Annotated in this window: 18 protein-coding genes and 1 pseudogene; 14 read left to right on the top strand and 5 right to left on the bottom strand. The window is 63.2% G+C overall.

The annotated features are described in order from the left end of the window. Window positions 1–2: 2 nt before the first annotated feature. Both PTE31013_RS11010 and PTE31013_RS11015 read left to right on the top strand, forming a co-directional pair. On the top strand, window positions 3–974 hold the full coding sequence (locus tag PTE31013_RS11010) for a type II secretion system F family protein (protein ID WP_150612840.1): 972 nt from the start codon (window positions 3–5) through the stop codon (window positions 972–974). Window positions 975–1,123: 149 nt separating this feature from the next. Beyond that, a complete protein-coding gene (locus PTE31013_RS11015) occupies window positions 1,124–1,816 on the top strand; it encodes a methyltransferase family protein (RefSeq protein ID WP_246174280.1) in 693 nt (230 codons plus the stop codon). On the opposite strand, the gene cynR is transcribed toward PTE31013_RS11015, so the two are convergent. Then, complete coding sequence (cynR, locus tag PTE31013_RS11020) at window positions 1,797–2,765, bottom strand: transcriptional regulator CynR (RefSeq protein ID WP_246174281.1); 969 nt, start codon at window positions 2,763–2,765, stop codon at window positions 1,797–1,799. The two genes, PTE31013_RS11015 and cynR, sit on opposite strands and share 20 nt — an antisense overlap. 463 nt (window positions 2,766–3,228) lie before the next feature. Here cynR and PTE31013_RS11025 point away from each other — a divergent pair, with 463 nt between their 5' ends. Together PTE31013_RS11025 and PTE31013_RS11030 are read left to right on the top strand one after the other, a co-directional pair. Further along, window positions 3,229–4,398, top strand: a complete 1,170-nt coding sequence (locus PTE31013_RS11025) for an HPP family protein (RefSeq protein WP_150613044.1) — start codon at window positions 3,229–3,231, stop codon at window positions 4,396–4,398. A gap of 28 nt (window positions 4,399–4,426) precedes the next feature. After that, window positions 4,427–4,705, top strand: coding sequence for a hypothetical protein (locus tag PTE31013_RS11030; RefSeq protein WP_150612841.1), 279 nt, complete (start codon window positions 4,427–4,429; stop codon window positions 4,703–4,705). A gap of 34 nt (window positions 4,706–4,739) precedes the next feature. Here the strand turns inward: PTE31013_RS11030 and PTE31013_RS11035 are convergent, their stop codons facing one another. Then, window positions 4,740–6,242 carry a M81 family metallopeptidase gene (locus PTE31013_RS11035; protein ID WP_246174282.1) on the bottom strand — a complete coding sequence of 501 codons (1,503 nt, stop codon included), beginning with the start codon at window positions 6,240–6,242 and terminating at the stop codon, window positions 4,740–4,742. Window positions 6,243–6,291: 49 nt separating this feature from the next. Then, complete coding sequence (locus tag PTE31013_RS11040; protein WP_150612842.1) at window positions 6,292–7,578, bottom strand: MFS transporter; 1,287 nt, start codon at window positions 7,576–7,578, stop codon at window positions 6,292–6,294. Window positions 7,579–7,697: 119 nt separating this feature from the next. Here PTE31013_RS11040 and PTE31013_RS11045 point away from each other — a divergent pair, with 119 nt between their 5' ends. Further along, complete coding sequence (locus tag PTE31013_RS11045; RefSeq protein WP_150612843.1) at window positions 7,698–8,615, top strand: LysR family transcriptional regulator; 918 nt, start codon at window positions 7,698–7,700, stop codon at window positions 8,613–8,615. 214 nt (window positions 8,616–8,829) lie between these two features. Here the strand turns inward: PTE31013_RS11045 and PTE31013_RS11050 are convergent, their stop codons facing one another. Continuing rightward, on the bottom strand, window positions 8,830–9,723 hold the full coding sequence (locus PTE31013_RS11050) for a LysR family transcriptional regulator (RefSeq protein ID WP_150612844.1): 894 nt from the start codon (window positions 9,721–9,723) through the stop codon (window positions 8,830–8,832). Window positions 9,724–9,863: 140 nt separating this feature from the next. Between PTE31013_RS11050 and PTE31013_RS11055 the strand changes: the two genes are divergently transcribed. The 3 genes from PTE31013_RS11055 (at window position 9,864) to PTE31013_RS11065 (ending at window position 14,201) form a co-directional block, all read left to right on the top strand. Further along, window positions 9,864–11,618 (top strand): acyl-CoA dehydrogenase family protein, encoded by a 1,755-nt coding sequence (locus PTE31013_RS11055; protein WP_150612845.1) that lies wholly within the window; start codon window positions 9,864–9,866, stop codon window positions 11,616–11,618. Then, on the top strand, window positions 11,615–12,805 hold the full coding sequence (locus PTE31013_RS11060) for a CaiB/BaiF CoA transferase family protein (protein ID WP_150612846.1): 1,191 nt from the start codon (window positions 11,615–11,617) through the stop codon (window positions 12,803–12,805). The genes PTE31013_RS11055 and PTE31013_RS11060 overlap by 4 nt, the downstream gene beginning before the upstream one ends. Window positions 12,806–12,884: 79 nt before the next feature. Beyond that, complete coding sequence (locus PTE31013_RS11065) at window positions 12,885–14,201, top strand: MFS transporter (RefSeq protein ID WP_150612847.1); 1,317 nt, start codon at window positions 12,885–12,887, stop codon at window positions 14,199–14,201. A gap of 122 nt (window positions 14,202–14,323) precedes the next feature. Here the strand turns inward: PTE31013_RS11065 and PTE31013_RS11070 are convergent, their stop codons facing one another. Further along, on the bottom strand, window positions 14,324–15,007 hold the full coding sequence (locus PTE31013_RS11070) for a TetR/AcrR family transcriptional regulator (protein WP_150612848.1): 684 nt from the start codon (window positions 15,005–15,007) through the stop codon (window positions 14,324–14,326). A gap of 184 nt (window positions 15,008–15,191) precedes the next feature. Here PTE31013_RS11070 and PTE31013_RS11075 point away from each other — a divergent pair, with 184 nt between their 5' ends. The 6 genes and pseudogenes from PTE31013_RS11075 to PTE31013_RS11100 all read left to right on the top strand — a co-directional run bounded on the left by PTE31013_RS11075 (window position 15,192) and on the right by PTE31013_RS11100 (window position 21,611). Beyond that, entirely contained in the window at window positions 15,192–16,502 is a 1,311-nt protein-coding gene (locus tag PTE31013_RS11075; RefSeq protein WP_150612849.1) for an alpha/beta fold hydrolase, read from the top strand. 25 nt (window positions 16,503–16,527) lie between these two features. After that, a pseudogene (locus PTE31013_RS11080) lies at window positions 16,528–17,432 on the top strand (VOC family protein). A 29-nt stretch (window positions 17,433–17,461) separates the two neighbouring features. Beyond that, the gene (locus PTE31013_RS11085) at window positions 17,462–19,165 is read left to right on the top strand and encodes an AMP-binding protein (RefSeq protein ID WP_150612850.1); all 1,704 of its coding nucleotides are present in this window, start codon (window positions 17,462–17,464) and stop codon (window positions 19,163–19,165) included. Continuing rightward, on the top strand, window positions 19,162–19,650 hold the full coding sequence (locus PTE31013_RS11090; RefSeq protein WP_150612851.1) for an acyl-CoA thioesterase: 489 nt from the start codon (window positions 19,162–19,164) through the stop codon (window positions 19,648–19,650). Before PTE31013_RS11085 ends, PTE31013_RS11090 begins: the two co-directional genes overlap by 4 nt. Further along, a complete protein-coding gene (locus tag PTE31013_RS11095) occupies window positions 19,647–20,426 on the top strand; it encodes a maleate cis-trans isomerase family protein (protein WP_150612852.1) in 780 nt (259 codons plus the stop codon). Before PTE31013_RS11090 ends, PTE31013_RS11095 begins: the two co-directional genes overlap by 4 nt. Before the next feature lie 33 nt (window positions 20,427–20,459). After that, window positions 20,460–21,611 carry an FAD-dependent monooxygenase gene (locus PTE31013_RS11100; protein ID WP_150612853.1) on the top strand — a complete coding sequence of 384 codons (1,152 nt, stop codon included), beginning with the start codon at window positions 20,460–20,462 and terminating at the stop codon, window positions 21,609–21,611. The last annotated feature ends 45 nt before the right edge of the window (window positions 21,612–21,656 follow it).

Consider the following 21,656-nt stretch of genomic DNA (forward strand, 5'->3'; position numbering starts at 1 on the left):
TCATGCCACAGCTCAATCAAGGCCAAATGGTCCTGCTGGTGGGAGTCTTCGTGATCTCGTTCAGCATCGCGCTGGTTGCAGCGATCTGGTTCTGGCCTCAGAAAACGACGACGCGTACGCGCGTTGGGGCCCTGGGCGCTGGCGCGCCGGGCGATGTGCCCGGCGAGCAAAAGGGCGCACGGGAATGGATTGAACGCCTCGCCGAATGGTCGCAACCGATCTCGAAACTCTCGCTGCCCAAGCAGGGGTGGGAAAACTCCATGCTGCGGGTGCAGTTCATGAACGCCGGCTGGCGCGATGCGTCGGCCCCGGCGCTCTACTTCGCGGCCAAGACACTGCTCGCACTGGCGTTGCCGTTGATTGGCTATTACGTTGCGAGCACGCACTACGCGATGACCAACCGCACGCTCCTGCTGAGCATCCTGCTGTTGCTCGGCGCGATCGGCTACTACCTGCCGAACGGTATCCTGACGCGCCGGATCGCCTGGCGCCAACGTGTGATCTTCGAGGATTTTCCGGATGCCCTCGATCTGTTGACGGTGTGTGTCGAGGCGGGGTTGGGCCTGGATGCGGCACTGGCCCGTGTGGCGAAGGAAATCCACGTGCGCAGCAAGGTGCTCGCGCAAGAGTTCGACCTGATGTTGCTTGAACTCAGATCGGGTTATGCCAAGGAGCATGCCTTGCGCAATCTGAGCTTGCGAACGGGCGTCGAAGACATCGACGCGTTCGTGTCGATGCTGATCCAGGCCGAGCGCTTCGGGACGAGCATCGGGGCGTCGTTGCGCGTGTTGTCGGAGACCTTGCGCATGAAGCGGCGTCTGCGGGCCGAGGAGCAGGCCGCCAAGATCGCACTGAAGCTGCTGTTCCCGTTGATCTTCTTCATCTTTCCGACGTTGCTGCTGGTATTGCTTGGCCCGGCGTTCATCCAGATCTACCGGGTGCTGCTGCCGTCGCTTTCCGGCGCGATCAATTGACGGGGCGTGGCATGGCAACAGTGCGTCCTGCGCCGGAACGACATCGGCATCGCCTGACGGCACGACCCGGTGTCGTTTGCGTACTGGAGAAAAACTGAAGATGAACCGCACACGGGGTGCCGACCTGCCCCGCAGCGAGGACCTGAATCATGGACAGCAAAGATTACGTGGATCGCTCTCTGGAACGTGCCTTGTCCCAAGCAACGCCGCGCGCGCTGTCGCGCACCCAGTGGCGCGAAATGGCGGTGGAGGTATCGGTGCGCCTTTGTTGCGCACTGCTGTTGAGCATTTTTGCGTATGCGGCCATCCTGCAATGGCGCGTGGCCCCCGAGCGCCTGACGGTGCTGCTGCTGGCGCTCGCGTCGTCGCTGACCGTCGGTCTGTCGCTGTTTGCCCGCATTCCCGAGAAACGTGACTGGCGACCGTTGAGCATCGTCCTGTCGGTCGGCGGCACGTTCTACTTCCTGGCCATCGAGCTGGCGCCGGGGATCCGGCTCATCCCGGAACAGGTTGGCGCAAGCCTGTGTTGTGCCGGCATTCTGTGGCAATTGTTCGCCAAGGCGTCGTTGCGCCGGTCGTTCGGCATCCTGCCGGCGAACCGGGGCATCGTGACCCGCGGCGCCTATCGTCTTGTCCGGCATCCGATCTATCTGGGCTACTTCATCACGGACATCGGCTTTCTCTCGACCAACTTCGGTTGGCGGAACCTGCTCGTCTATGCAGGCTTGTTCGCCCTTCAGATTGGACGACTGCTTCGGGAAGAGCGGCTCTTGTCCCAAGACCCGGGATACCGGGGCTATCAGGCGATCGTGCGCTACCGCATCATTCCCGGCGTGTTCTGAGGCCACCTGTGTCGGCGCGGCGCATGTCGTCGGCGGATAACGCGCCATGTCCGAGCTGAAGTGTCGACGACATGACGAGCTTGGCGAACGCCTTCGCTGCGGCGGTTCTGTGCACTCGCTGCCGCTCCAGAATGGCAACGGTACGACGCGTGATCGGCTCCGGCAGATCAAGATGAGATAGTCCTATCGGCACATCTCCGCTGACTTGGGGGAGAACGGTTGCCATCCCCCCGAGCTGAACCACTTTCAGTACCGCACTGATCGAGTTGGCCTCGATCGCAATATTGGGCGTAATTTTGTGCGCTCGGAAATACGTGTCGGCATGCGTTCGAGCCGCAAACCCTTCCACAAGCATCACAAGCGGCACGGTCGCGAGTTGCTCTGGTGTGATCGCGACTCCCGCAGCCCGCCAGGGGTGTGTGGAGCTAACGATGAGCGTCGCCCGCTCTTCAAACAGAGGCGTTACCAGGATGTCGTCCGTTCGAACATCGGTGAATCCAACGCCAATGTCGCTTTCATCCGCGCACAACGCCGCCTCGATGGCGTCGAGCGACATCTCGGACATGTACACATGGACGTTCGGATAGCGCTCATGAAACGAATGCACCCACCTCGGCATCAGCGATTCCGAGAATGACGGCGTACACGCCACGCGAAGCACTCCGCGAGAGAGGTCCTCCACCTCCTGCAACGCTCGCCACCCGGCTTCCAGCTCGAACAGCGCCTTGCGCGCATGGGCGACATACGTTTCGCCGGCATCGGTGAGTCGTATCGACCGCCCCGTCCTGTCAAACAATGTCGTGCCGAGATAGTCCTCGAGCTGCTTGATCTGCTGCGATAGCCCGGGCTGGGAAACGCCTAACGCGTCTGCCGCACGTGTGAAGTTCTTGTGCTCTGCCACAGCGAGCAAATACCGTATCTGACGCGGAACCACGGCGCGGTTCTCCATAACTTGAACTTATCGGAACCATTGCAACCACGTCTTGGACACCATCGACGTGCAGATGCAGAATCATGGACTGCCAGCCCATCGAAGTCACTCGTGCGGCGAGGCGCTTATCCCTTTACACCATAACCATTGGAATAAGGCAAGTGCGATGTTCGACGAGGTCTTGGACGTCACCGTGCGTCGCTGGTCAGCGCGAATCCTCGAAGCACTCAATCTCCCCATTCAATGGTCGCTTCCGTCGGGAAAGGCATACGACCTGGGCGCCTTCTCCGTACCCAGGGTAGCGCTCCGGGGGAAACACTCAGACGCCCGGCAACATCTGCTGGATATCGGCGCGCTGGTGGTCCGTGCTGCCGAACGGTTCGGCATCAAGTGCATTGGCGTTACATCGCCGGCACTGGCGTTCGTGCCACTGGCAGTGGGAACGTCGGTGCCGCATTGTGGTTTAAAACATCGAAAGGTTATGTTGACTCAAAAGCAGATGCGGGCATGGCTCCAGGCGTTCCTGCCGAACGCCACAGGTCTGAGTCCGCGCGAACGCCTCCGGTCTGGCGTCGGGGCAGCAGTGGCGCTAACGATTGCGGGCCTGTCCCTGCATTGCTTCCCTGGATTCTCGAGCCGTTTCCCGTTGCTGATTGCCCCGATGGGCGCATCCTCGGTGCTTCTCTTCGCCGTTCCCGCCAGCCCGCTCGCGCAACCGTGGTCAGTGATCGGCGGCAACGTCATCGCGGCCATCGTCGGCGTCACATGCGGCATCGCCATCTCGAACGTGCCGATTGCCGGCGCCGTCGCCGTTTCCGTCGCCATTCTGGCGATGTTTGCGGCGCGATGCGTGCATCCTCCGGCCGGGGCCGTGGCGCTGACCGCCGTGTTCGGAGGGGCCGGCATACATGGCATGGGCTACGCCTTCGCCATCGCCCCCGTGGCAATGCAGTCGACGATGCTGGTGTCCCTGGCCATCGTCTATCACTCGCTTACCGGACATCGCTACCCTCATCGTGTTGTGAAGGTAGAGGCGACGGAACCGGCCGATGCTTCGATGACGACGGGAGGGGGCTTCACCCGCAAAGACCTCGAGGCGGTGCTGGCGCGCCGGAATGAGCTCATCGATGTCGACATTGACGATCTGGAGGTGCTGTTGCGAGAAACGCAGCTCGCCGCCTGCCGCCGCACATTCCAGAACCTGACGTGCGCGGACATCATGACGACATCGCCGTTGACGGTGCTCAAGGAGTCGGATTGCTCGGTGGCGCTCAAGCTGCTGGAGCGTCATGCCATCAAGGCGCTTCCGGTACGCGACGCCAATCACCAAATCGTCGGCATCGTGACGCGCTACGACATCCAACGGGCGTCTGGCACGGTGACCGGACCGCAAAGCATTGGCAACGCGCTCGGCTGGCTGCTACCCGGGAAGGACAACACCCGATCCGTCGGCTCGGTGATGACGACCCGGGTGTGCACCGCAAAGGGCTCCGATTCGATTCTAGACCTGCTGCCCACGTTCTCCACGACCGGGCATCACCATATTCCAGTGGTAGATGAAGGAAATCACGTCATCGGAATGATCACCGAGAGTGACTTGATTGCGGGACTTCATGCGGGAACGCAACTTCTCCAGCTTGAAGCCGCATAGGTCGCTCCGGCATTTTCCAGGAGGGCGCATGAATCTGAGAACCATCGAGACCTATCGATCCGTCCACATCGAGGCTGCGCTTGAGCACGAGCATCGCGGGTACGTCGCGTGGATTCGCTATCTGGACAGGCACAGGATCGTCGCGCACAGACAAGTGACTCCTCCGGTTGGGAAATGCTTTGCGGCAGTGGATGTTCTCGTCAAGCAGTTGCGGGCTGAGATTGACGAGATGATTCGACGCGGCGATGCCACTGAAGATCAAAGACGGGTTCACTGGGCGCCGAGACCGTCGCTGCGGATGCCGTAGGGCGAGCGGCAATCCGAGCGGGATCGTGCCGATGCTAGCCCGCGAAAGGCGCACCGCCGGGCCGTGTGCGCGTGCCAGGGGCAAGACGCGTCCAAGGCAAATCTGCGGGATCGGCCGTCATGGGACCCGGGGCCTTCGCCACCAGCACCGCCTCGGCAACGGGCTCGAAGTCCGCCCGGAAATGCACCGAACTCTTGTTCACGAGTATCCGCATCGCCTCCGGCTGGATTCCCGCCACGCGATACAGATTGCGGTCCAGCATCTGCGCCTTGCTGGAACTGATCGCAATCAACACGTCGTCGATGCGCAAGCACGCAACCGGACCCAGTTCGGCTTGCATACCGTTCATCATGGGGCCGTCATAGCGGCACCGGCCATCGGAGAGAAACATGACTTCGAACGTGCCGACGAAGGGTTGGTCGCCAGGCACGCCCGATTGCCCGCCCAGCGCTATCTCAAGCTGCGCACCCACGCCCGCGCGATGCGCCAACGCGGCAGCATCGGGATCAAATATCAGGCCGACCGCAGCCCGTTTCGCCCCATGACGAACGAGTGCGCGCAGCATCTCCATCGTGTTCGCGTCGCCGCCGGCGCCGGGGTTGTCCTGCGTATCGGCAATGACGACCGGACGACTCGCGCCTTCGGATAATCGCATCGCTTCGCGCACAGCGGCATCGGGTGACAAGAACGTGACGCTCCACGCGGACTCCTCAGCGATCATGCGTCGATACAGGGCGTCGACGGCGGCATTCGTCGCGTCGGCGGTATGTCCGTACGCCCAAATCACCGGGCCGCATTCAGGAAAATCAGCTGCCGGAAAACCCGGTGCGAACGATGCCGATACCACGTCACCCGCCTCGACCTCGCCGACGCGTTGGTACATCCCGCGCGATGGCTCCAGAAGCGTGCACATGCCGTTGATCGGAATGAGAAATGGCAATCGCCGCGACGCGCAATGCAGCACTTCCCCCGACATCAACCGTGCGAGCAAGGCGGCGGCGCGCGCGCCCGTCTCGGCCATATCCACGTGCGGATACGTGCGATAGGCGACGAGCGCATCCGCATTGTGCAACATGCGTTCAGTGACGTTCGCGTGCAGGTCGAGCGACGCGACGATGGGCACGTCCGGGCCGACGGCCTCGCGCACGCGCGCAAGCACCTCGCCCTCCCCGTCGTCGACATGTTCGGCAACCATTGCGCCATGCAGATCGAGATACACGGCATCGAATCTCTGCGCGCGCGCCGACGCCACAATTTCGCCCGTGATCCGTTCGAACGCATCGCGCGTCACGTGCGCCGACGGACTCGCCCCCGCCCAGATGACCGGCGAGAGCGCGTAGCCTGCCGCCTCTGCCGCTCGAATGAAGCCACCGGCAGGAATGTTGACGTCGCGCAGCGCAAGTACGTCGCTGCCGCGTGACATCAGCGGAAAGCCCTCGCCACGCTCGAAGTTCTCGTATGCGGCTTTCGACGGCGCAAAGGTATTGGTTTCATGCTGGAAACCTGCGATCAAAATGGTCGGGGGGGTACGGAACAAAATTAGACCTCTGGTGAGATTGTGGAACTGGAATCGGACGTCATTAGCGTCAGGCGGCGCGTGCCGGACGCATCGCGAGCAACGCGATCGCCCCGACGGCCAGCAGCGCAACCATCACGTACAGCCCGGCGTGCAGGCTACCCGTCGCGCCTTGTGCCCAGCCAATGATCGTCGGACTCAGGAAACCGCCCATCAGCCCGATGGTGTTGATGAGCGCGATGCCGCCCGATGCCGCGTCGCCCTTGAGGTATTCCGACGGCATCGCCCAGAACACGGTATAGGCGACCCACATCATCGCGGTGGAAATGGTCATGCAGGTCAGCGAGACAGCGAGGTCGCTGCTGAAGACGGTCGCGAGCGCCAGCGTCGCCGAACCGATGAGTGCGGGCACTGCGCTGTGAAAGCGACGCTCGCCGCGTCGGTCGGAACTGCGGCCGACGAGCAGCATCGCAACGGCTGCCGCGACGTAGGGAATCGCCGAGTAAAGGCCGATCTGCATGGTGTCTTTCACGCCAGCAGCCTTGATGATTGAAGGCAGCCAGAAGCTCACCGCGTAGATCCCGCAGATGAAGCAAAAGTATGGCAACGCAAGCCAATAGACGCGCGGATCCTTGGCGACTTGCGCGAACGAATGATGCGACCCGCCGCGGGCATCGAGTTCCGAGGCGAGCAGGCGCTTCTCTTCGGCGCTCAGCCAACGTGCATCGCCTGGACGGTCGTCGAGCACGAACAGCGCGAGCACGCCGAACACCACGCACGGCAGCCCCTCGATCAAGAACATCCACTGCCAGCCGCCGAGGCCGTGCGCGCCGGAGAACGACGTCATGATCCACGTCGACAGGGGGCCGCCGAACATGCCACCGATCGGACCGGCGAGCATGACGATTGCCATGACCTGCGCCATGCGCGCGCGTCCGTACCAATAGGTCAAATAGAAGATCATGCCGGGCGCGAAGCCTGCCTCGAAGACGCCGAGCAGGAATCTCATCGTGTAGAACATCGGCTCTGAACGCACGAACACCATCGACGCCGACGTCACGCCCCACAGCACCATGATCCGGCTAATGGTCTTGCGCGCGCCGACCTTCGGCAAGAGGAGATTGCTAGGGACTTCGAACAACACATAACCGAGGAAGAAAATACCCGCGCCGAGACCGTACACGGCGTCGGAGAAGCCCAGATCGCTTTGCATCTGAAGCTTGGCGAAACCAATATTCACTCGGTCAAGGTACGCGAACGTGTAGCAAAGCAGCAGAAATGGAAGCAGCCGCCAGTTCAGCTTGCGATAAAGCGCCGCGTGCCGTTCGGCGGGATACGTAGAAGGAATAGCGGACAAGAGCGTTCTCCGGTGTGCATAGGATGAAATCATCATTAACAGCCAAAAACCGAAGAGCAAGAGCAACCTAAGTCGGTTATCGTTGCTTATTGGGCAACACTCAACCGAGGACAGACACTATGCGCGAACTGAATCAGCGGCGATTGCGGTATTTTCACGAGGTGCTTACGCACGGCTCGATCCGCGCGGCAGCCGACAGCCTCAACACGGCGGCGTCGGTCATCGCGCGGCAAATCCGGCTGCTCGAGGACGAGATTGGGGTGCTGCTTTTCGAGCGCCGTGCGCGAGGTGTGCGGCCTACCGAAGCGGCAATGGACCTCCTCGAATACTGGCGTGGATGTCAGTCTCAACAAGAGCAATTCGAAGACCGGATTCAGGCGCTGCGCGGCTTGAAGCGCGGTAGTCTCCGGCTCGCGATCAGCGAAGGTTACATCGACGGCCTGATGGAAGAAGTACTCAACGACTTCTGCATGCAGTTCCCTGGACTCGACGTGATCGTCGATATCCTGCCGGTCAACAATGTGCTGGAAGAGGTCGCGCAGAGCCGCGCGCACATCGGTCTAGCCTATAACCCGCCGATGCATCCTGACATCGACTTCCGCGCGACGTCGTCGCAGCCGATCGTGCTGCTCGTCAATGCGAGACATCCCCTTGCGCTACGAGGCGGGACCGTAACCATCGAGGAAATGCTGCAATATCCTTTGGCGCTGATGCCGCCGGCATTCGGACTTGGGCAGGTGGTCGAAATGCTCGCTTACACGGAAAACGTCGACATCCGCCGGACGCTGACCACGAACTCGCTTCAGGTATTACGCCATTTCGTAACGCGCGGCGAAGGCGCGACGCTGATCGGCGCCTTTTCCGTGTACCGTGAAATCGATGCCGGTGAGCTCGTCGCACTGCCCATTGCGCACCCGCTCTTCGAAGCAGCGAAGGCACGGCTGCTCGTGAAATCGCGTCGCCCGCTTTCCGCGGCGGCGGAAGAGTTACTGAAGTGGATTCTGGAGAGGATGACGATGTTTTCGACAGGTCCTTGAGCCCGGCATCCAATGGCGCCACTCGCGCGCCCCTGAATTCAACGGATCCCGTCGCCAGCGTAGCGCGTCGCGCGTCAAATGTTTGTCGTCGGGCGACATTGCGCCCGCGAGGTCGAGGCTGCATTCAAGCGAGTCCCTTTGCGCGGGCGCCCTTCCCAACGCATTGACGTGGGGTCGGGAGGCGACGCGCCAGTTCGTGCGGATCGCCAGCCGTTCAATGCGCCCGTGGCCGCGCTACATTCGTCAGCGCGGCGAGAAAGCGCTCCGTCAGGTCCAATTGGCTTCCTGCGCGCGTCAAGCGCAGAATTTGCGAGGAGAACGTGTTTCGCTCAAGCGGAATAAAGACGGCCCGCTGGGATTGGGTGCGCGCCAAGGCTTGCGGCACCAGCGCGACCCCCATCTGAAATTCGACCATCGTCACAACCGTTTGCCACAGCCGTGCTTCGTGCCGTATCTGGGGACTGAACCCCGCCTCCACACAGGTGGCAATGATCTGGTCGTGATAATGCGGAGACACCGTGCGCGGGAACAGGATGAACGGTTCGTGCGAGAGTTGACGCAAATCGATGCGCCGCCGTTTCGCCAGCTTGTGATGGACAGGCAGGCAACAAAGCAGCGCCTCCGACATCCACACCTGCGTGGCGACCTCGGCCGGGAAGTGCCCCCAGTGCGCAAACCCCAGGTCGATCTGCAACTGCTGCAACGCTCGCACCTGCTCGGCCGTATTCATCTCCTTGAGCACGATCTCCACCGACGCATGTGCCGCTTCGAACTGCTGCACGGCCTCGGGTAGCCCGCGGTAGAGCATCGAATTGACGAAGCCGATGCGCAGGCGTCCCGCCAGCCCGTGCGCGGACTGCAGCGTGACCTTGGCCACGTCCTCCGCTTGCTGCAACAGCCGCCGCGCTTCACCCAACAGCACCTGTCCCGCATTGGTCAGCGCCACCGACTTGCTGCTCCGCTCGAGCAGCTTCACGCCGAGTTGTTCTTCGAAGCGGCGAATGTCGAAGCTCAGTGCGGGCTGAGAGATGAAGAGCCGGCGAGCCGCCCGGCCGAAGTGCAACTCCTCCGCGACTGCGACAAAGTATTTGAGCTGCCTCAGTTCCATGAAAGCGCCTCCGGATAACGATAAATAGATCTTATCGTACGTGCCATCAATTGTATTGGACGATTATCAGACTGAAACGTACGCTGGTCTCCAAGAAGGTACGGCGCTGAGGCGCCGCACGATAATTCAGGAGACAGTGAATGCACGAACTTCGGCAAGCGCCCGAGACGTCCAACATCCCCGATAGCCGCGGCATCAATTTCTTCCATAGCGACCCGTCGTTCGGCCCGCTGCTCAAGCGTTACCTGGGTGAGGCCGTGTTCAATGAGGTCAAGGACAGGCTCGTCGAATTGGGACAACGCGCGTCCGACGAACTCGACGCCTGGGCGACGAGCGCCGACCACAATCCCCCCACGCTTCGGCAGCGCACGCGTCGCGGCGAGGCCATCCAGCACATCGAGAAGCACCCGGATTACGTCGCGCTCGAACGCGTGGCGTACAGCGAACTCGGCCTCGCCTCGATGAGTCATCGCAGCGACGCGCCGCCGCCGCTCGTCAAGTACGCGCTCACCTTCCTGTTCGTCCAGGCCGAATTCGGCCTCTGCTGCCCGGTCAGCATGACCGATTCGCTCACTCGGACGTTGCGCAAGTTCGGGGCAAAGGTGCTTGTGGATCGGTACCTGCCGAGGCTCGCGTCGCAGGACTTCGACACCCTGTTCCAGGGTGCGATGTTCATGACGGAACAGGCGGCGGGCTCGGATACCGGACGCACCGTCACGCGCGCGACCCGCGGCGTCGACGCCCAGGGCAACGAGGTCTGGAAGCTGACCGGCGACAAGTGGTTCTGCTCGAACGCAGACGCCGACCTGGCCATGGTCCTCGCGCGTCCTGACGATGCGCCCGAGGGCATGAAGGGGCTTGCCCTGTTCCTGCTCCCGAAGGTGCTCGAAGATGGGACGCGCAACCGCTATCACATCGTTCGGTTGAAAGACAAACTCGGCAGCCGGTCGATGGCGAGCGGTGAGATCGTGCTCGACGGTGCCGAGGCCCACCTCATCGGCGAGGTGGGCCGCGGCTTCCAGCAGATGGCGGACATGATCAACATGTCGCGGCTGTCCAACGGCGTGCGGGCGGCGGGTCTGATGCGTCGCGCCCTCACCGAAGCGCTGCATGTGGCGAGACATCGATCGGCCTTCGGTCGCAAGCTCATCGAGATGCCGCTGATGCAGCGACAGTTACTGAAGATTATGCTGCCGGCGGAGCAGGCCCGATCGATGTTCATGCACATCGCAACGCTCCTGCCCCGCGCCGACCGCGGCGATGCGCTAGCGGCCAGATGCGTGCGCATCCTCACGCCGCTCGTGAAGCTGCGCGCATGCCGCGACGCGCGCCAGGCGACGGGCGATGCGATGGAAGTGCGTGGCGGCGTCGGCTATATCGAGGAGTGGGCCGACCCGCGACTCGTGCGCGACGCGCATCTGGGGTCCATCTGGGAGGGCACGAGCAACATCGTTGCGCTGGACGTTGCACGGGCAACGCGGCGGGAAGGCGCACTGGCCTCGCTCGGCCAGCACCTCCATGCGCTGCTCGACGATGCCGCATTGCCGCCGGAAACCGTCGCGTTGTTGCGTGCCGTGTTCGAGCGCGCCAGCGCCGCGCTCGACAGCGTGGCGGAATGCGGTCGCGACGAAAATGTGCGTGAAGCGGCGAGCGCCGTGTACAACGCGACCACGGCGGTGCTCATGGCGACGGAGGCGGCACATCTTGCCCCTGACTTCCGCAGGCTCGCCCTTGCCCACCTCATTCTCGAGCACAAGCTTCTGCCGCGCGACCCGCTCGCGCCGAAGGATGTCCGCGACGATGCGCCGCTGCTTCGTCAGTTGGTCGATGAGACGCCGGTTTCCCTCGAAGCCGCGATGTCGCTCATGCCCCAACGTGAAGGCGGTGCCCGGTGAGTGCCGCGCGTGTGACCGGCGCACTTCAGGGACTTCGCGTCATCGACCTGAGCCGGGTGCTGGGCGGCCCGTACTGCACGCAGGCACTTGCTGACCACGGCGCGCAGGTAATTAAGCTCGAACCCCCCGGAGGCGACGAAACGCGCGGCTGGGGGCCTCCCTTCGTCGGCGAGACGGCCTCGTACTTCGTGGGAGTCAACCGGAACAAACAAGGAATTTGTGTCGACCTGTCCCGCGAGGAAGGTCGCGAAGTGCTGTGGCAGCTTCTCGACGGCGCCGACGTGCTCGTGGAGAACTTCAAACCCGGCACGCTCGAGCGTTGGGGGATGGATTACGCGAAGCTCTCCGAGCGCTATCCACGCTTGATTCACTGCGCGATTTCCGGCTTTGGCCCGGACGGCGCGCTCGGCGGCCTGCCCGGCTACGACGCGGCCATCCAGGCGATGGCGGGGCTGATGAGCGTAAATGGCGAAAGCGACGGGCCCGCGCTGCGCATCGGTCTTCCGGTGGTGGACATGGTCACGGGGCTCAATGCACTGTCGGGGATTCTGCTGGCGCTCGCGGAACGCGAAAAGAGCGGTCGGGGTCAGTCCCTCGATATCGCGCTGTACGATTGCGCCGTCTCGCTGCTGCATCCGCATTTGCCCAACTACTTCGGCAACGGCCGCACGCCGCAACGCAGCGGCAATGCCCATCCGAACATCACGCCTTACGACAGCTACCGAACCGCGACCGAGCCCATCTTTCTCGCCGTCGGCAACGACCGGCAGTTTGCGAAGCTCGTGTCTCATCTGAACGCGCCGGAACTCGCCGAAGACGCGCGGTTCATGGACAACCGCAGTCGTTGCGAACATCGCCGCGAACTCAAGGAAATCCTCGAAGCGCTGCTGCAAGCCCATGCGTGCGAGCCGCTCGCGGCCGAGCTGATTCGGGGCGGCGTGCCGTGCGGGCCTGTGCAAACCGTGGATGCCGTCGCCCGGCACCCGCATACGCGCCACCGCGAACTGATCGTCGAAATCGGCGCGTATCGCGGCACCGGCACCCCGATCAAGCTCTCGCGAACCCCGGCCACGTATCGCACGCCGCCGCCCGCGCTCGGCAGCGATACCCGGACCGTGCTTGATACGCTTGGCATCGACGCGACGACACAGCAGCGTTTGTTCGACGCTGGTGTACTCAAGGGCTGAAGGCACTTACGCATACCCGAAACCCGCATTCGAAACAAGCCGGCGATCGAGACCGGCCATCCTCACCTGGAGACATTTCATGCAGAACCACGCTCAGGGCAGCCCGGCGCGTCAGCCGGGCCGTGCCGCCTTCGCCGCCTTCGTCGGCACGACCATCGAATGGTATGACTTCTATATCTATGCGATGGCGTCGGCGCTCATTTTCAACAAGCTCTTCTTCCCGCAAGGCGACCCGTTCTACGCCACATTGGCATCGTTCGGCACGTTTGCGGTCGGGTTCTTCGCCCGTCCGTTTGGCGGTCTGATATTCGGCCACCTCGGCGACCGGGTCGGCCGAAAGAAAGCCCTGGTGGCGACGCTTGCGATCATGGGCATCGGCACGGTCGGCATCGGTTTTCTGCCGACTTATGCTAGCGTCGGGGCGCTTGCGCCCACGCTCCTCGTCGTGCTGCGCATCGCCCAGGGCATTGCCATTGGCGGCGAATGGGGGGGCGCGGTGCTGATGGCAGGCGAGCACGCGCCGCAACGCAAGCGCACCTTCCTTGCGTCATTCGCTCAGCTCGGCAGCCCCGCCGGCCTGATTCTCGCGCTGCTCGCTTTCAAGACAGTGGGCCATCTGCCCCGCGAAACGCTGATGGGCTGGGGCTGGCGCCTGCCCTTCCTGGCGAGCGCGGTGCTGCTCGTCATTGGTGTCTTCATCCGCGCGAGCGTATCGGAGTCGCCGGCGTTCACGGCGGCCATCGAACGGGAAAAGCCGGCGCGCCTGCCCATCGTCGATGTGCTGCGCAACGCCTGGGGCACGGTGCTGCTTTGCCTCGGCGCAAACGTGATCGGCGTGGCGGGGGCATGGTTCGTCAACACGTTCATGCTCAGCTTCACGACGCAGACGCTTGGGTTGAACCGGGAGATGATCCTGGACTGCCTGTTCGTCGTGGCGTTCATTCACTTCTTCAACCAGCTCCTGTCCGGGTGGATCGCGCAACGCGTCGGCCCAGTCAAGTTTCTCGCGTGGGCTGCCGGGCTCGCGATGCTGTCGCCGTATCCGATGTTCGCCCTGGTGTCGACGGGTCGTCCTGTCGCCATCATCATCGGCATCGGGATTGCGGTGGTGTGCATGTCGGGTTCGTATGCCGTGATGGCCGGGCTCATGACCGACGCCTTTGACGTGCGCTATCGCTACTCCGCCATTTCGCTGTCGTACCAGTGCTGCGCAGCACTCGCCGGCGGCCTGACCCCGCTGATCGGCACCGTGCTGGCGCACGCGTGGCCGGGACAGTGGTGGCCGCTGGCACTGTTCTATAGTTCCCTTGCCGCCGTGTCGCTGGTCTGCCTGATCGGGCTGCAATGGAAGAAATCCAGCTATCGCGCATCGGCGCCGGTGGCGGTGCCGGAATAAGCGGTCGGCGGCCCCGGTCGGCAACGTCGGGGCGAGATCGGTCAGCGGTGCGGGTGGCGCGACGGCGCCACCCTGGCACAGTGCACTGAGCATCCTCGCCCTGTTCGAGCATCGCGAAACGCTTACGACTTGATATGCCGCTCAAGCAAATCAATATCTTCGCGCAGCAACTTCATCACCCCCGCGGCACTCTGCTCACTCAGTTGCCGCCCCGACTCCTGCTCGACTGAGCGCAATGCCATGTCGGCAATCTGCTCCGCGATCTCGTCAATCTTGCGCGGACCCGACGGCGTGAACCACCAGGCCGTCCAGTTGCACATGCCAATGATCGAGAAGGCGGCGACCTTCGCATCCATCACGCGAAACTGACCGCGTTCGATACCTGACTCGATCGCCTGCCGGAACTGTTCGAGCACCGCGCGACGCGACTGCTCGGCCAGCTTTCGCTGTTTGGGCGGCAAGTTGTCCTCATTACGCTCCACCACGCGAAATTGCAACGGATGCGTCAGGATCAGGTGTGCGTGCCGCAGCACCCGATGCCGCAACATCGCGGAGGGCTCCCGCAAATCCTCCGGTAACGCCTCAGACGCCAGTTCCCCGGCCGCCCGGGTGACCACCGTGGTCAGCACCTCGAGAATCGCTTCCTTGCTCTTAAAGTAGTAGTACAGCGCCGGACGGCTCACACCGACCACATCGGCAATGTCGTTGAAACTCGTCCCGTCGAACCCACGTTCGATGAACAGCCGCGTCGCGACTTCCAGAATGTTCTCCCGCAACGCGTCGCTTTTTGTCTGTGTTTTGCTCATAGCGACTTCCAGCCTCTCTTTTGACGCAGGTGTCAGAAACCCACAACGATAACCAAATTCTCCCGACGCGCAAAGCCTCGCAAGACACACGCTCCGATGTTTTTACACATCCGTCAAATTTCATCGAAATTGTTTACTCATTCGTAAAATAATGGACTAGTATGTAAAAAAAGGAGGTGTGGCGATGAGTCAACAGCAGCAAAGCCGTGGCGAAGCCCAGGGGGCGACGGCGGGGTTTCTCAATACAGACTGGAATCCGCGGGACCTGCCATTGGGAACGACGACACGCAATGTCGTCCTTCGCACCGCGGACGGCGCGGCCACGAGCGGTGCGCTCTACACCGCAGGTTCGCCCGATACCGTGGTGTGCATCATGCATCCACGCGAATTCATGGCGTGTCACTACCTGATCCCGGACATCGTGGAAGCAGGCTATGCGGCATGGACACAGGCGCCGCGCGCCGTCGGCAACGACATGCGACTCGAACATGAATTCGCGCTCCATGACGTCGCCGCCGGCATGCGGTTTCTGCGCGAATCGGGGTTTAAGCGCATCATCTTGCTGGGCAACTCAGGCGGTAGCGGTCTCTACGCCCTCTATGCGCAGCAATCCGGTCTGGCCCCGGAAGCGCGCATCGAGCGCACGCCCGGTGGACGGCCGACGAAGCTCGAGGCGCTCGACATGCCCGCTATCGACGGCATGGTTTTCGTCGCGCCCCACCCCGGGCAAGGCGCACTGCTGCAGACCTGCATCGATCCGTCGGTGACCGATGAACGCGATGCGTTGTCGGTCGACCCGACGCTCGATCCGTTTGATCCGGCCAATGGTTTCGTCCAACCGCAGCCCGGCGTAGACGCCGGCACGCCCCGCTACCATGCCGACTTCGTGACCCGCTACCGGGCTGCGCAAACCGCCCGTGTCGCGCGTCTCGACACGATCGCACGAGACCTGATTGCGGCGCGTCAAGGGGCGCGCGAGCGGCGCAAACGTGACGCAGACCACACCGATGCACGTCTTCGTCGCATGGCAGCACACACGCCGTTGATGACCGTCTGGCGAACCGATGCCGACCTGCGCTGCTTTGACCTGACGCTGGATCCGTCCGACCGCCGTTTTGGCTCCCTATGGGGGAGCGATCCGTTCACTTCGAACTACGGCTCGGCCGGCTTCGGCCGCGTCTGTTCCCCTGAGGCTTGGCTCTCGACGTGGTCAGGGCTGTCCTCGAACGCCTTGCTGTCGAAAACCGCGCCGGCCATCGTGCAACCCACGCTGCTCATCGAATACACGGGCGATCAAGCGTGCTTTCCCAGCGTCATCGCGGACATCTACGCCAGCCTCGGCACACGCCAAAAGTCTCACCGACGCGTACGCGGCGACCACCACGGCCGTGCCTTGGCCGATGGCGAAGTCGCGGGACGCTACGTCGCCGGCCGCCTGTTACAGGACTGGCTGCGTGAGACTTTCCCCCCAATGACACGCCACGCCCCCATTTGAACTATCGAACGCCGGGAGACCCGACATGAAGTTGAACGACATTCCCGCAGCCGATCTCGCCCTGCAGCTACATGGCGTGGATCACACGGCGCGGCCGACTTGGCGACTGCGGCAGACGGTCGAGTTTTATCGCGACATTCTCGGCCTGCCGCTGATCCATACGATCTCCGCGCGTGGCTGGGGACCTGCAACACACCCCGACTTCCTCCACTTCTTCTTCGATAGCGGTCACGGCAGCACGATCGCGTTCTTCTACTACCTCGGCAGCGAGGAACCGGCGTCTCTCGCCCAGCGCCCGGGCCGCGCACCGTTGCCCGACGACCACGTCTTCGACGCCACGCACACCGCATGGCTGGTCGACAGCCCGGAAGCGCTACGGGCATGGAAGATGCGGCTCGAAGCGCGAGGCGTGGAGGTCTCGTCCGAGACCGCGCACGAGGTCATTGAGTCGATCTACTTTCGCGATCCGAACGGCTACTTCATCGAGATCACCCGGAAGCTGCGCGCGCTCGAAGGCATCGATGCCCGCGACGCGTTGGCCACCCTCGAGGCCGCGATGGAAATCGAAGATGAGGCCCGGGCAGGCGGCGCGCCGTTCGCCTGTATCGACACCGTGTGGCAACGCAAGGCGCAGCACCTCGGCCAACGTCTGCATGGGGAGCGTCGGTCATGAGTCGCCAACCGTTGCAGATCTTCGTCCTCAACGTGCCCGAGTTCGCGGCCCTGACCGACGCGGCACGCCGATTACCGTCGTGCCGCGTCGAGGCCATCGGTGACTACACCGTGATTTCCAGCGATGTGGCGATTGTCTTCGAGCGACGCGCCCTGGGCCTCAAACCCGCCGTCTGGTACGGATTGTTCACCGGCGGCCTCAACGGCCGTATCGAAAGCTACGAACGCGACATCGTGCGGATCGCCCCGCGCGCATAACGTCGCGACAGGAACGTGCAGGAGACAACATGAGCGGTATCTATCAGCGTATCGACGGCGTGACGTACTGCCCGCCCGACCTGGCGCAACGCTATTTCGACTCGAACGCCTGGGTGGACACCACCCTCGGCGACGCCCTGCGAGCGACGGCTGCACGCGTGCCGGAGCGTCCCGCCTACCTCAGCGACGAGGCCGCGCTGAACTTCGCCGAACTCGACGCGCGCAGTGAGCGGCTTGGCGCAGCCCTCATCGAACTGGGCCTGCGCCCGGGCGACCGTGCCATCTTCCAGATGGGCACAACGGTAGACACGGTCATCGCGCTGATGGGGGCGTACAAGGCTGGCATCGTGCCGGTATGCGCCGTACCGCAATACCGCGAAGTGGAAATCGGCCAGTTGGTCTCGCAATCGGAAGCGCGCGGCTACTTCGTGCAAGCCGATTTCTCAGCCTTCGATCTCGTCGGGTTCGCCCGACAGATGATGGCCCGGCACGCGTCGCTCGAGCATCTGCTCGTGGCGCGTGGCTCACATGGCCACGACACCGACAGCCATGCGATCAACACATTGATCGACGCCATGTCACTTGATCGCGCACGCGCGGTGCTGGCCGACATCCGCATCGGCAGCGAAGACGTGCTGAGCTTCCAGCTCTCGGGGGGGACGACCGGCGTGCCGAAGATCATCCCGCGCTTTCATGCGGAGTACATCGGTCACTCGCTCACATGGATGCGCCACATCGGCATGACCGAACACAGCCGCATGATCTGGTCGCTGCCATTGATGCATAACGCCGGCCAGCTCTATGTTCTCGCCTCAACCGTGGCGACCGGCATGACGACGGTGCTCATGCCGCGCGTGGACATCGCCCGCATGCTGACGCTGATCGAGAAGCATCGTGTCACGCACGGCCTCTCCATCGGGCCCGTCGCGCCCCAAATGATCGCGTACAAGGACGTCGGCAAACACGATCTGTCGTCGCTGCAACTCTTCGGCACGATGAGCCGCGCCGACTCACTGGAAGCCCACCTCGGCGTGCCATGCTTCAACCTCTATGGCACGACCGAAGGGCTGCTCATGGGCGCCGGCGCCCATCTGCCAGTCGCGCTGCGTCACCACACGCAAGGCCTGTCGGGGTGCGCGGACGACGACATTCGCGTGCTGTTTCCGGGCACGGATACGCCCGCCCACGAAGGCAGCGCCGGTGAGCTTTGCTTCCGTGGACCGTCGAGCTTGCGCGGCTATTACAAGGCCCCCGAAGCGACGGCGCAGACGCTGACACCGGACGGCTTCGTGCGCACCGGCGACATGGTGACGGAAAAGATCATCGACGGCGTACGCTGCTTCGCCTTCGAAGGGCGTTTGCGCGACAACATCAATCGCGGCGGCGAAAAGATCGGCTGCGAGGAAGTCGAGGCCTTCGTCAGTCATCATCCGGCCGTCGCCGACGCCAAGCTGGTCGCCATGCCTGATCCCGTCTACGGCGAACGCGGTTGCGTCTATCTCATCCTGCGTCCCGGGCATCTCGCGCCGTCCGTCACCGAGCTCGCCGAGTTTCTCGCCGGTCACGGATTGGCGAAGTTCAAGTGCCCGGAGCGCATCGAGACGGTCGACGAATTTCCCGTGACGCGTGTCGGCAAGGTCGACAAGGCCTCGCTGCGGACTGCCATCGCCGCTCGCCTCGCGGCGGAGGCCACCGCTTCCGGCACAGCCCTGCCCCCAAAGGAGAACGCATGATCAGCACCGAATACGTGGTGAGCGATCGGCCCTTCGTGGTGCGTCGTCAGGTGCGATGGGGCGAGTGCGACCCGGCTGGCGTCGTCTACACGGCGACCTTTTCCGACTATGTCATCTGCGTCGCGGAGCTGTTCTACGGATCGCTCTTTGGCGGCACACCTCAGGCCGTCAAGAACCGTCACGGATTCGGCACTCCCACCCGTGCGCTGGAATTCGACTTCCGCCGCTCGCTCTGGCCTGACGATGTCTTCGACGTCACCGTGGAAGTCGCCGAGATCCGCACCCGAACCTTCACCTTGCTGATGAGCGCGCGCAAAGCCGACGACGACATCGCCTTCAGTGCACGACTCACGCCGATCTGCATCCAGCGCGGCGCGCGCGAGTCGATCGAGATGCCGCCGGTGCTTCGCGCGGCGCTCGAACAATATCGCGCCCGTTGCGAACACGCCGCAGCCCCCTCACTCGCCGGAGAAATCACACCATGACACGCCCCCCATTCCGTATCGGTCAGATCGTGCCCAGCTCCAACACCACGATGGAGACCGAGATTCCCGCCATGCTGCGCTCGCGTGAACCAATCCTGCCCGAGCGCTTCACGTTTCACTCAAGCCGCATGCGCATGCATCGCGTGGTGAAGGAGGAACTCGAGGCCATGAACGCCGAGGGACTGCGCTGTGCCGCCGAGCTCGCCGATGCACGCGTGGATGTCATGAGCACCGCCTGCCTCGTCGCCATCATGGCGATGGGGCCGGGCTACCACCGTCAGGTCGAGGAGGACCTGCGCCGTGTCGCGCGCGAGAACCATTGCGACGCCGCCGTCATGACGTCGGCCGGTGCACTCGTTGCGGGACTGAAGACGCTGGGCGCGCGAAAGATCGCGCTGATGGCCCCATACATGAAGCCGCTGACGCAAGCCGTGGTCGAGTACATCGAGCATGAGGGGATCGAAGTGCTCGACGCCCTGTCGTTCGAAATTCCCGACAACCTCGAGGTCGGACGCCGCGATCCCATGCAGTTGCTCGACGACGTCAAGCGCCTCAATACGGCCAATGCCGATGTCGTGGTGCTGTCCGCCTGCGTGCAGATGCCGTCGCTGCCTGCGATCCAGATCGCGCAGGACCGACTCGGCCTGCCCGTGACGTCGACCGCCGTGAGCACAGTGCGCCAGATGCTCGATCACCTCGGCCTGGCCCCGGTGGTGCCAGAGGCCGGCGCATTGCTGGCCGCGCCGAGCGCGCAGCCACTGACCCGCATTGCCTGACTTTCTCGCCAGTCCAAGATCAAGGAGCCCATCATGAGAATCGCCGTCATCGGTGGCGGGCCTGCTGGCCTGTACTTTTCGCTGTTGATGAAGCAGCGCCACCCACAAGATGAGATCGTCGTCCACGAGCGCAACGCCGCCGATGCCACCTACGGTTGGGGCGTCGTCTTCTCCGACATCGCCCTCGCTTTCCTGCAGGAGGCGGACGACGCGTTCTTTCGCAAGTTCACGGCGCACCATACGCGCTGCGATTACATGGAAATCGTCCATCAGGGTGTGCCGGTTCGCCTGAGCAACAACCATTTCTCGCGCACCTCCCGAATCGACATGCTGCGTGTGTTGCAGCAGGCGTGCGTCGACGCCGGCGTCGACGTTCGCTACCGGAGCCACATCACCGATCCGGCCCAGTTGCCGCATGCCGACGTCATCGTCGCCGCGGACGGCGTGAACAGCGAAGTGCGCACACACATGGCAGAACACTTCATGCCGAGCTTCGACGAGCGACGCAACAAGTTCGCCTGGTACGGCACGTCGCAACGGTTCCACCCGGTGTCGCTGATCTTCCGCCAGACGCCGCACGGCGTATTCATGGCCCATGCGTATCAATACAGCCCCGATCGCTCCACGTTCCTCGTGGAAGTCGATCCCGAAACGTGGCAGCGTTGCGGCCTCGATACGGCAACCGAGGACGAGAGCCGCGTGTTCTGTGAGCAAGTATTCGCCGACGACCTGCAAGATCATGCGCTGCTGACCAACCGATCCAACTGGTTTCAGGCGCGGGTGGTGAGCAATGCGCGCTGGTCGCACGGCAAGGTAGTGCTGCTTGGCGATGCCCTGCGCAGTGTGCACTTCTCATTGGGATCGGGCACGCGCATGGCCATGCAGGACGCGATCGCCCTGTCCGAAGCGTTATCTGCCCATCGGCAGGACATTCCCGCCGCGTTCGCATCGTTCGAGCAAAGCCGCCGAAGTGCCTCGGACCGCTTCCAGGACGCGGCGCGACGGAGCCTCGACTGGTACGAATCCGTCGACCAGCGGATGCCCCTCGACCCCGTGAGCTTCGCCTACGACTACATGCTCCGCACGGGCCGCGTCACGCACGACGACCTGCGCGAACGAGATCCGGCATTCATCGCACAAGTGGAGGCCAGTGCCGCCACGTCGTTGCGCGGACATGCCGCATAGCCCTAACGACCATCCCTATAAAAGGCGACAACGCCACATCCGGAC

Source organism: Pandoraea terrigena, from assembly GCF_902459705.1.
Classification (GTDB): domain Bacteria; phylum Pseudomonadota; class Gammaproteobacteria; order Burkholderiales; family Burkholderiaceae; genus Pandoraea; species Pandoraea terrigena.

Bases quoted from the DNA above. Each gene is read 5' to 3' on its own strand.
- PTE31013_RS11010 (WP_150612840.1), top strand. From the start codon at position 3: ATGCCACAGCTCAATCAAGGCCAAATGGTCCTGCTGGTGGGAGTCTTC.
- PTE31013_RS11015 (WP_246174280.1), top strand. From the start codon at position 1,124: ATGGACAGCAAAGATTACGTGGATCGCTCTCTGGAACGTGCCTTGTCC.
- cynR (WP_246174281.1), bottom strand. From the start codon at position 2,765: ATGGAGAACCGCGCCGTGGTTCCGCGTCAGATACGGTATTTGCTCGCT.
- PTE31013_RS11025 (WP_150613044.1), top strand. From the start codon at position 3,229: ATGTTGACTCAAAAGCAGATGCGGGCATGGCTCCAGGCGTTCCTGCCG.
- PTE31013_RS11030 (WP_150612841.1), top strand. From the start codon at position 4,427: ATGAATCTGAGAACCATCGAGACCTATCGATCCGTCCACATCGAGGCT.
- PTE31013_RS11045 (WP_150612843.1), top strand. From the start codon at position 7,698: ATGCGCGAACTGAATCAGCGGCGATTGCGGTATTTTCACGAGGTGCTT.
- PTE31013_RS11050 (WP_150612844.1), bottom strand. From the start codon at position 9,723: ATGGAACTGAGGCAGCTCAAATACTTTGTCGCAGTCGCGGAGGAGTTG.
- PTE31013_RS11055 (WP_150612845.1), top strand. From the start codon at position 9,864: ATGCACGAACTTCGGCAAGCGCCCGAGACGTCCAACATCCCCGATAGC.
- PTE31013_RS11065 (WP_150612847.1), top strand. From the start codon at position 12,885: ATGCAGAACCACGCTCAGGGCAGCCCGGCGCGTCAGCCGGGCCGTGCC.
- PTE31013_RS11070 (WP_150612848.1), bottom strand. From the start codon at position 15,007: ATGAGCAAAACACAGACAAAAAGCGACGCGTTGCGGGAGAACATTCTG.
- PTE31013_RS11075 (WP_150612849.1), top strand. From the start codon at position 15,192: ATGAGTCAACAGCAGCAAAGCCGTGGCGAAGCCCAGGGGGCGACGGCG.
- PTE31013_RS11085 (WP_150612850.1), top strand. From the start codon at position 17,462: ATGAGCGGTATCTATCAGCGTATCGACGGCGTGACGTACTGCCCGCCC.
- PTE31013_RS11090 (WP_150612851.1), top strand. From the start codon at position 19,162: ATGATCAGCACCGAATACGTGGTGAGCGATCGGCCCTTCGTGGTGCGT.
- PTE31013_RS11095 (WP_150612852.1), top strand. From the start codon at position 19,647: ATGACACGCCCCCCATTCCGTATCGGTCAGATCGTGCCCAGCTCCAAC.
- PTE31013_RS11100 (WP_150612853.1), top strand. From the start codon at position 20,460: ATGAGAATCGCCGTCATCGGTGGCGGGCCTGCTGGCCTGTACTTTTCG.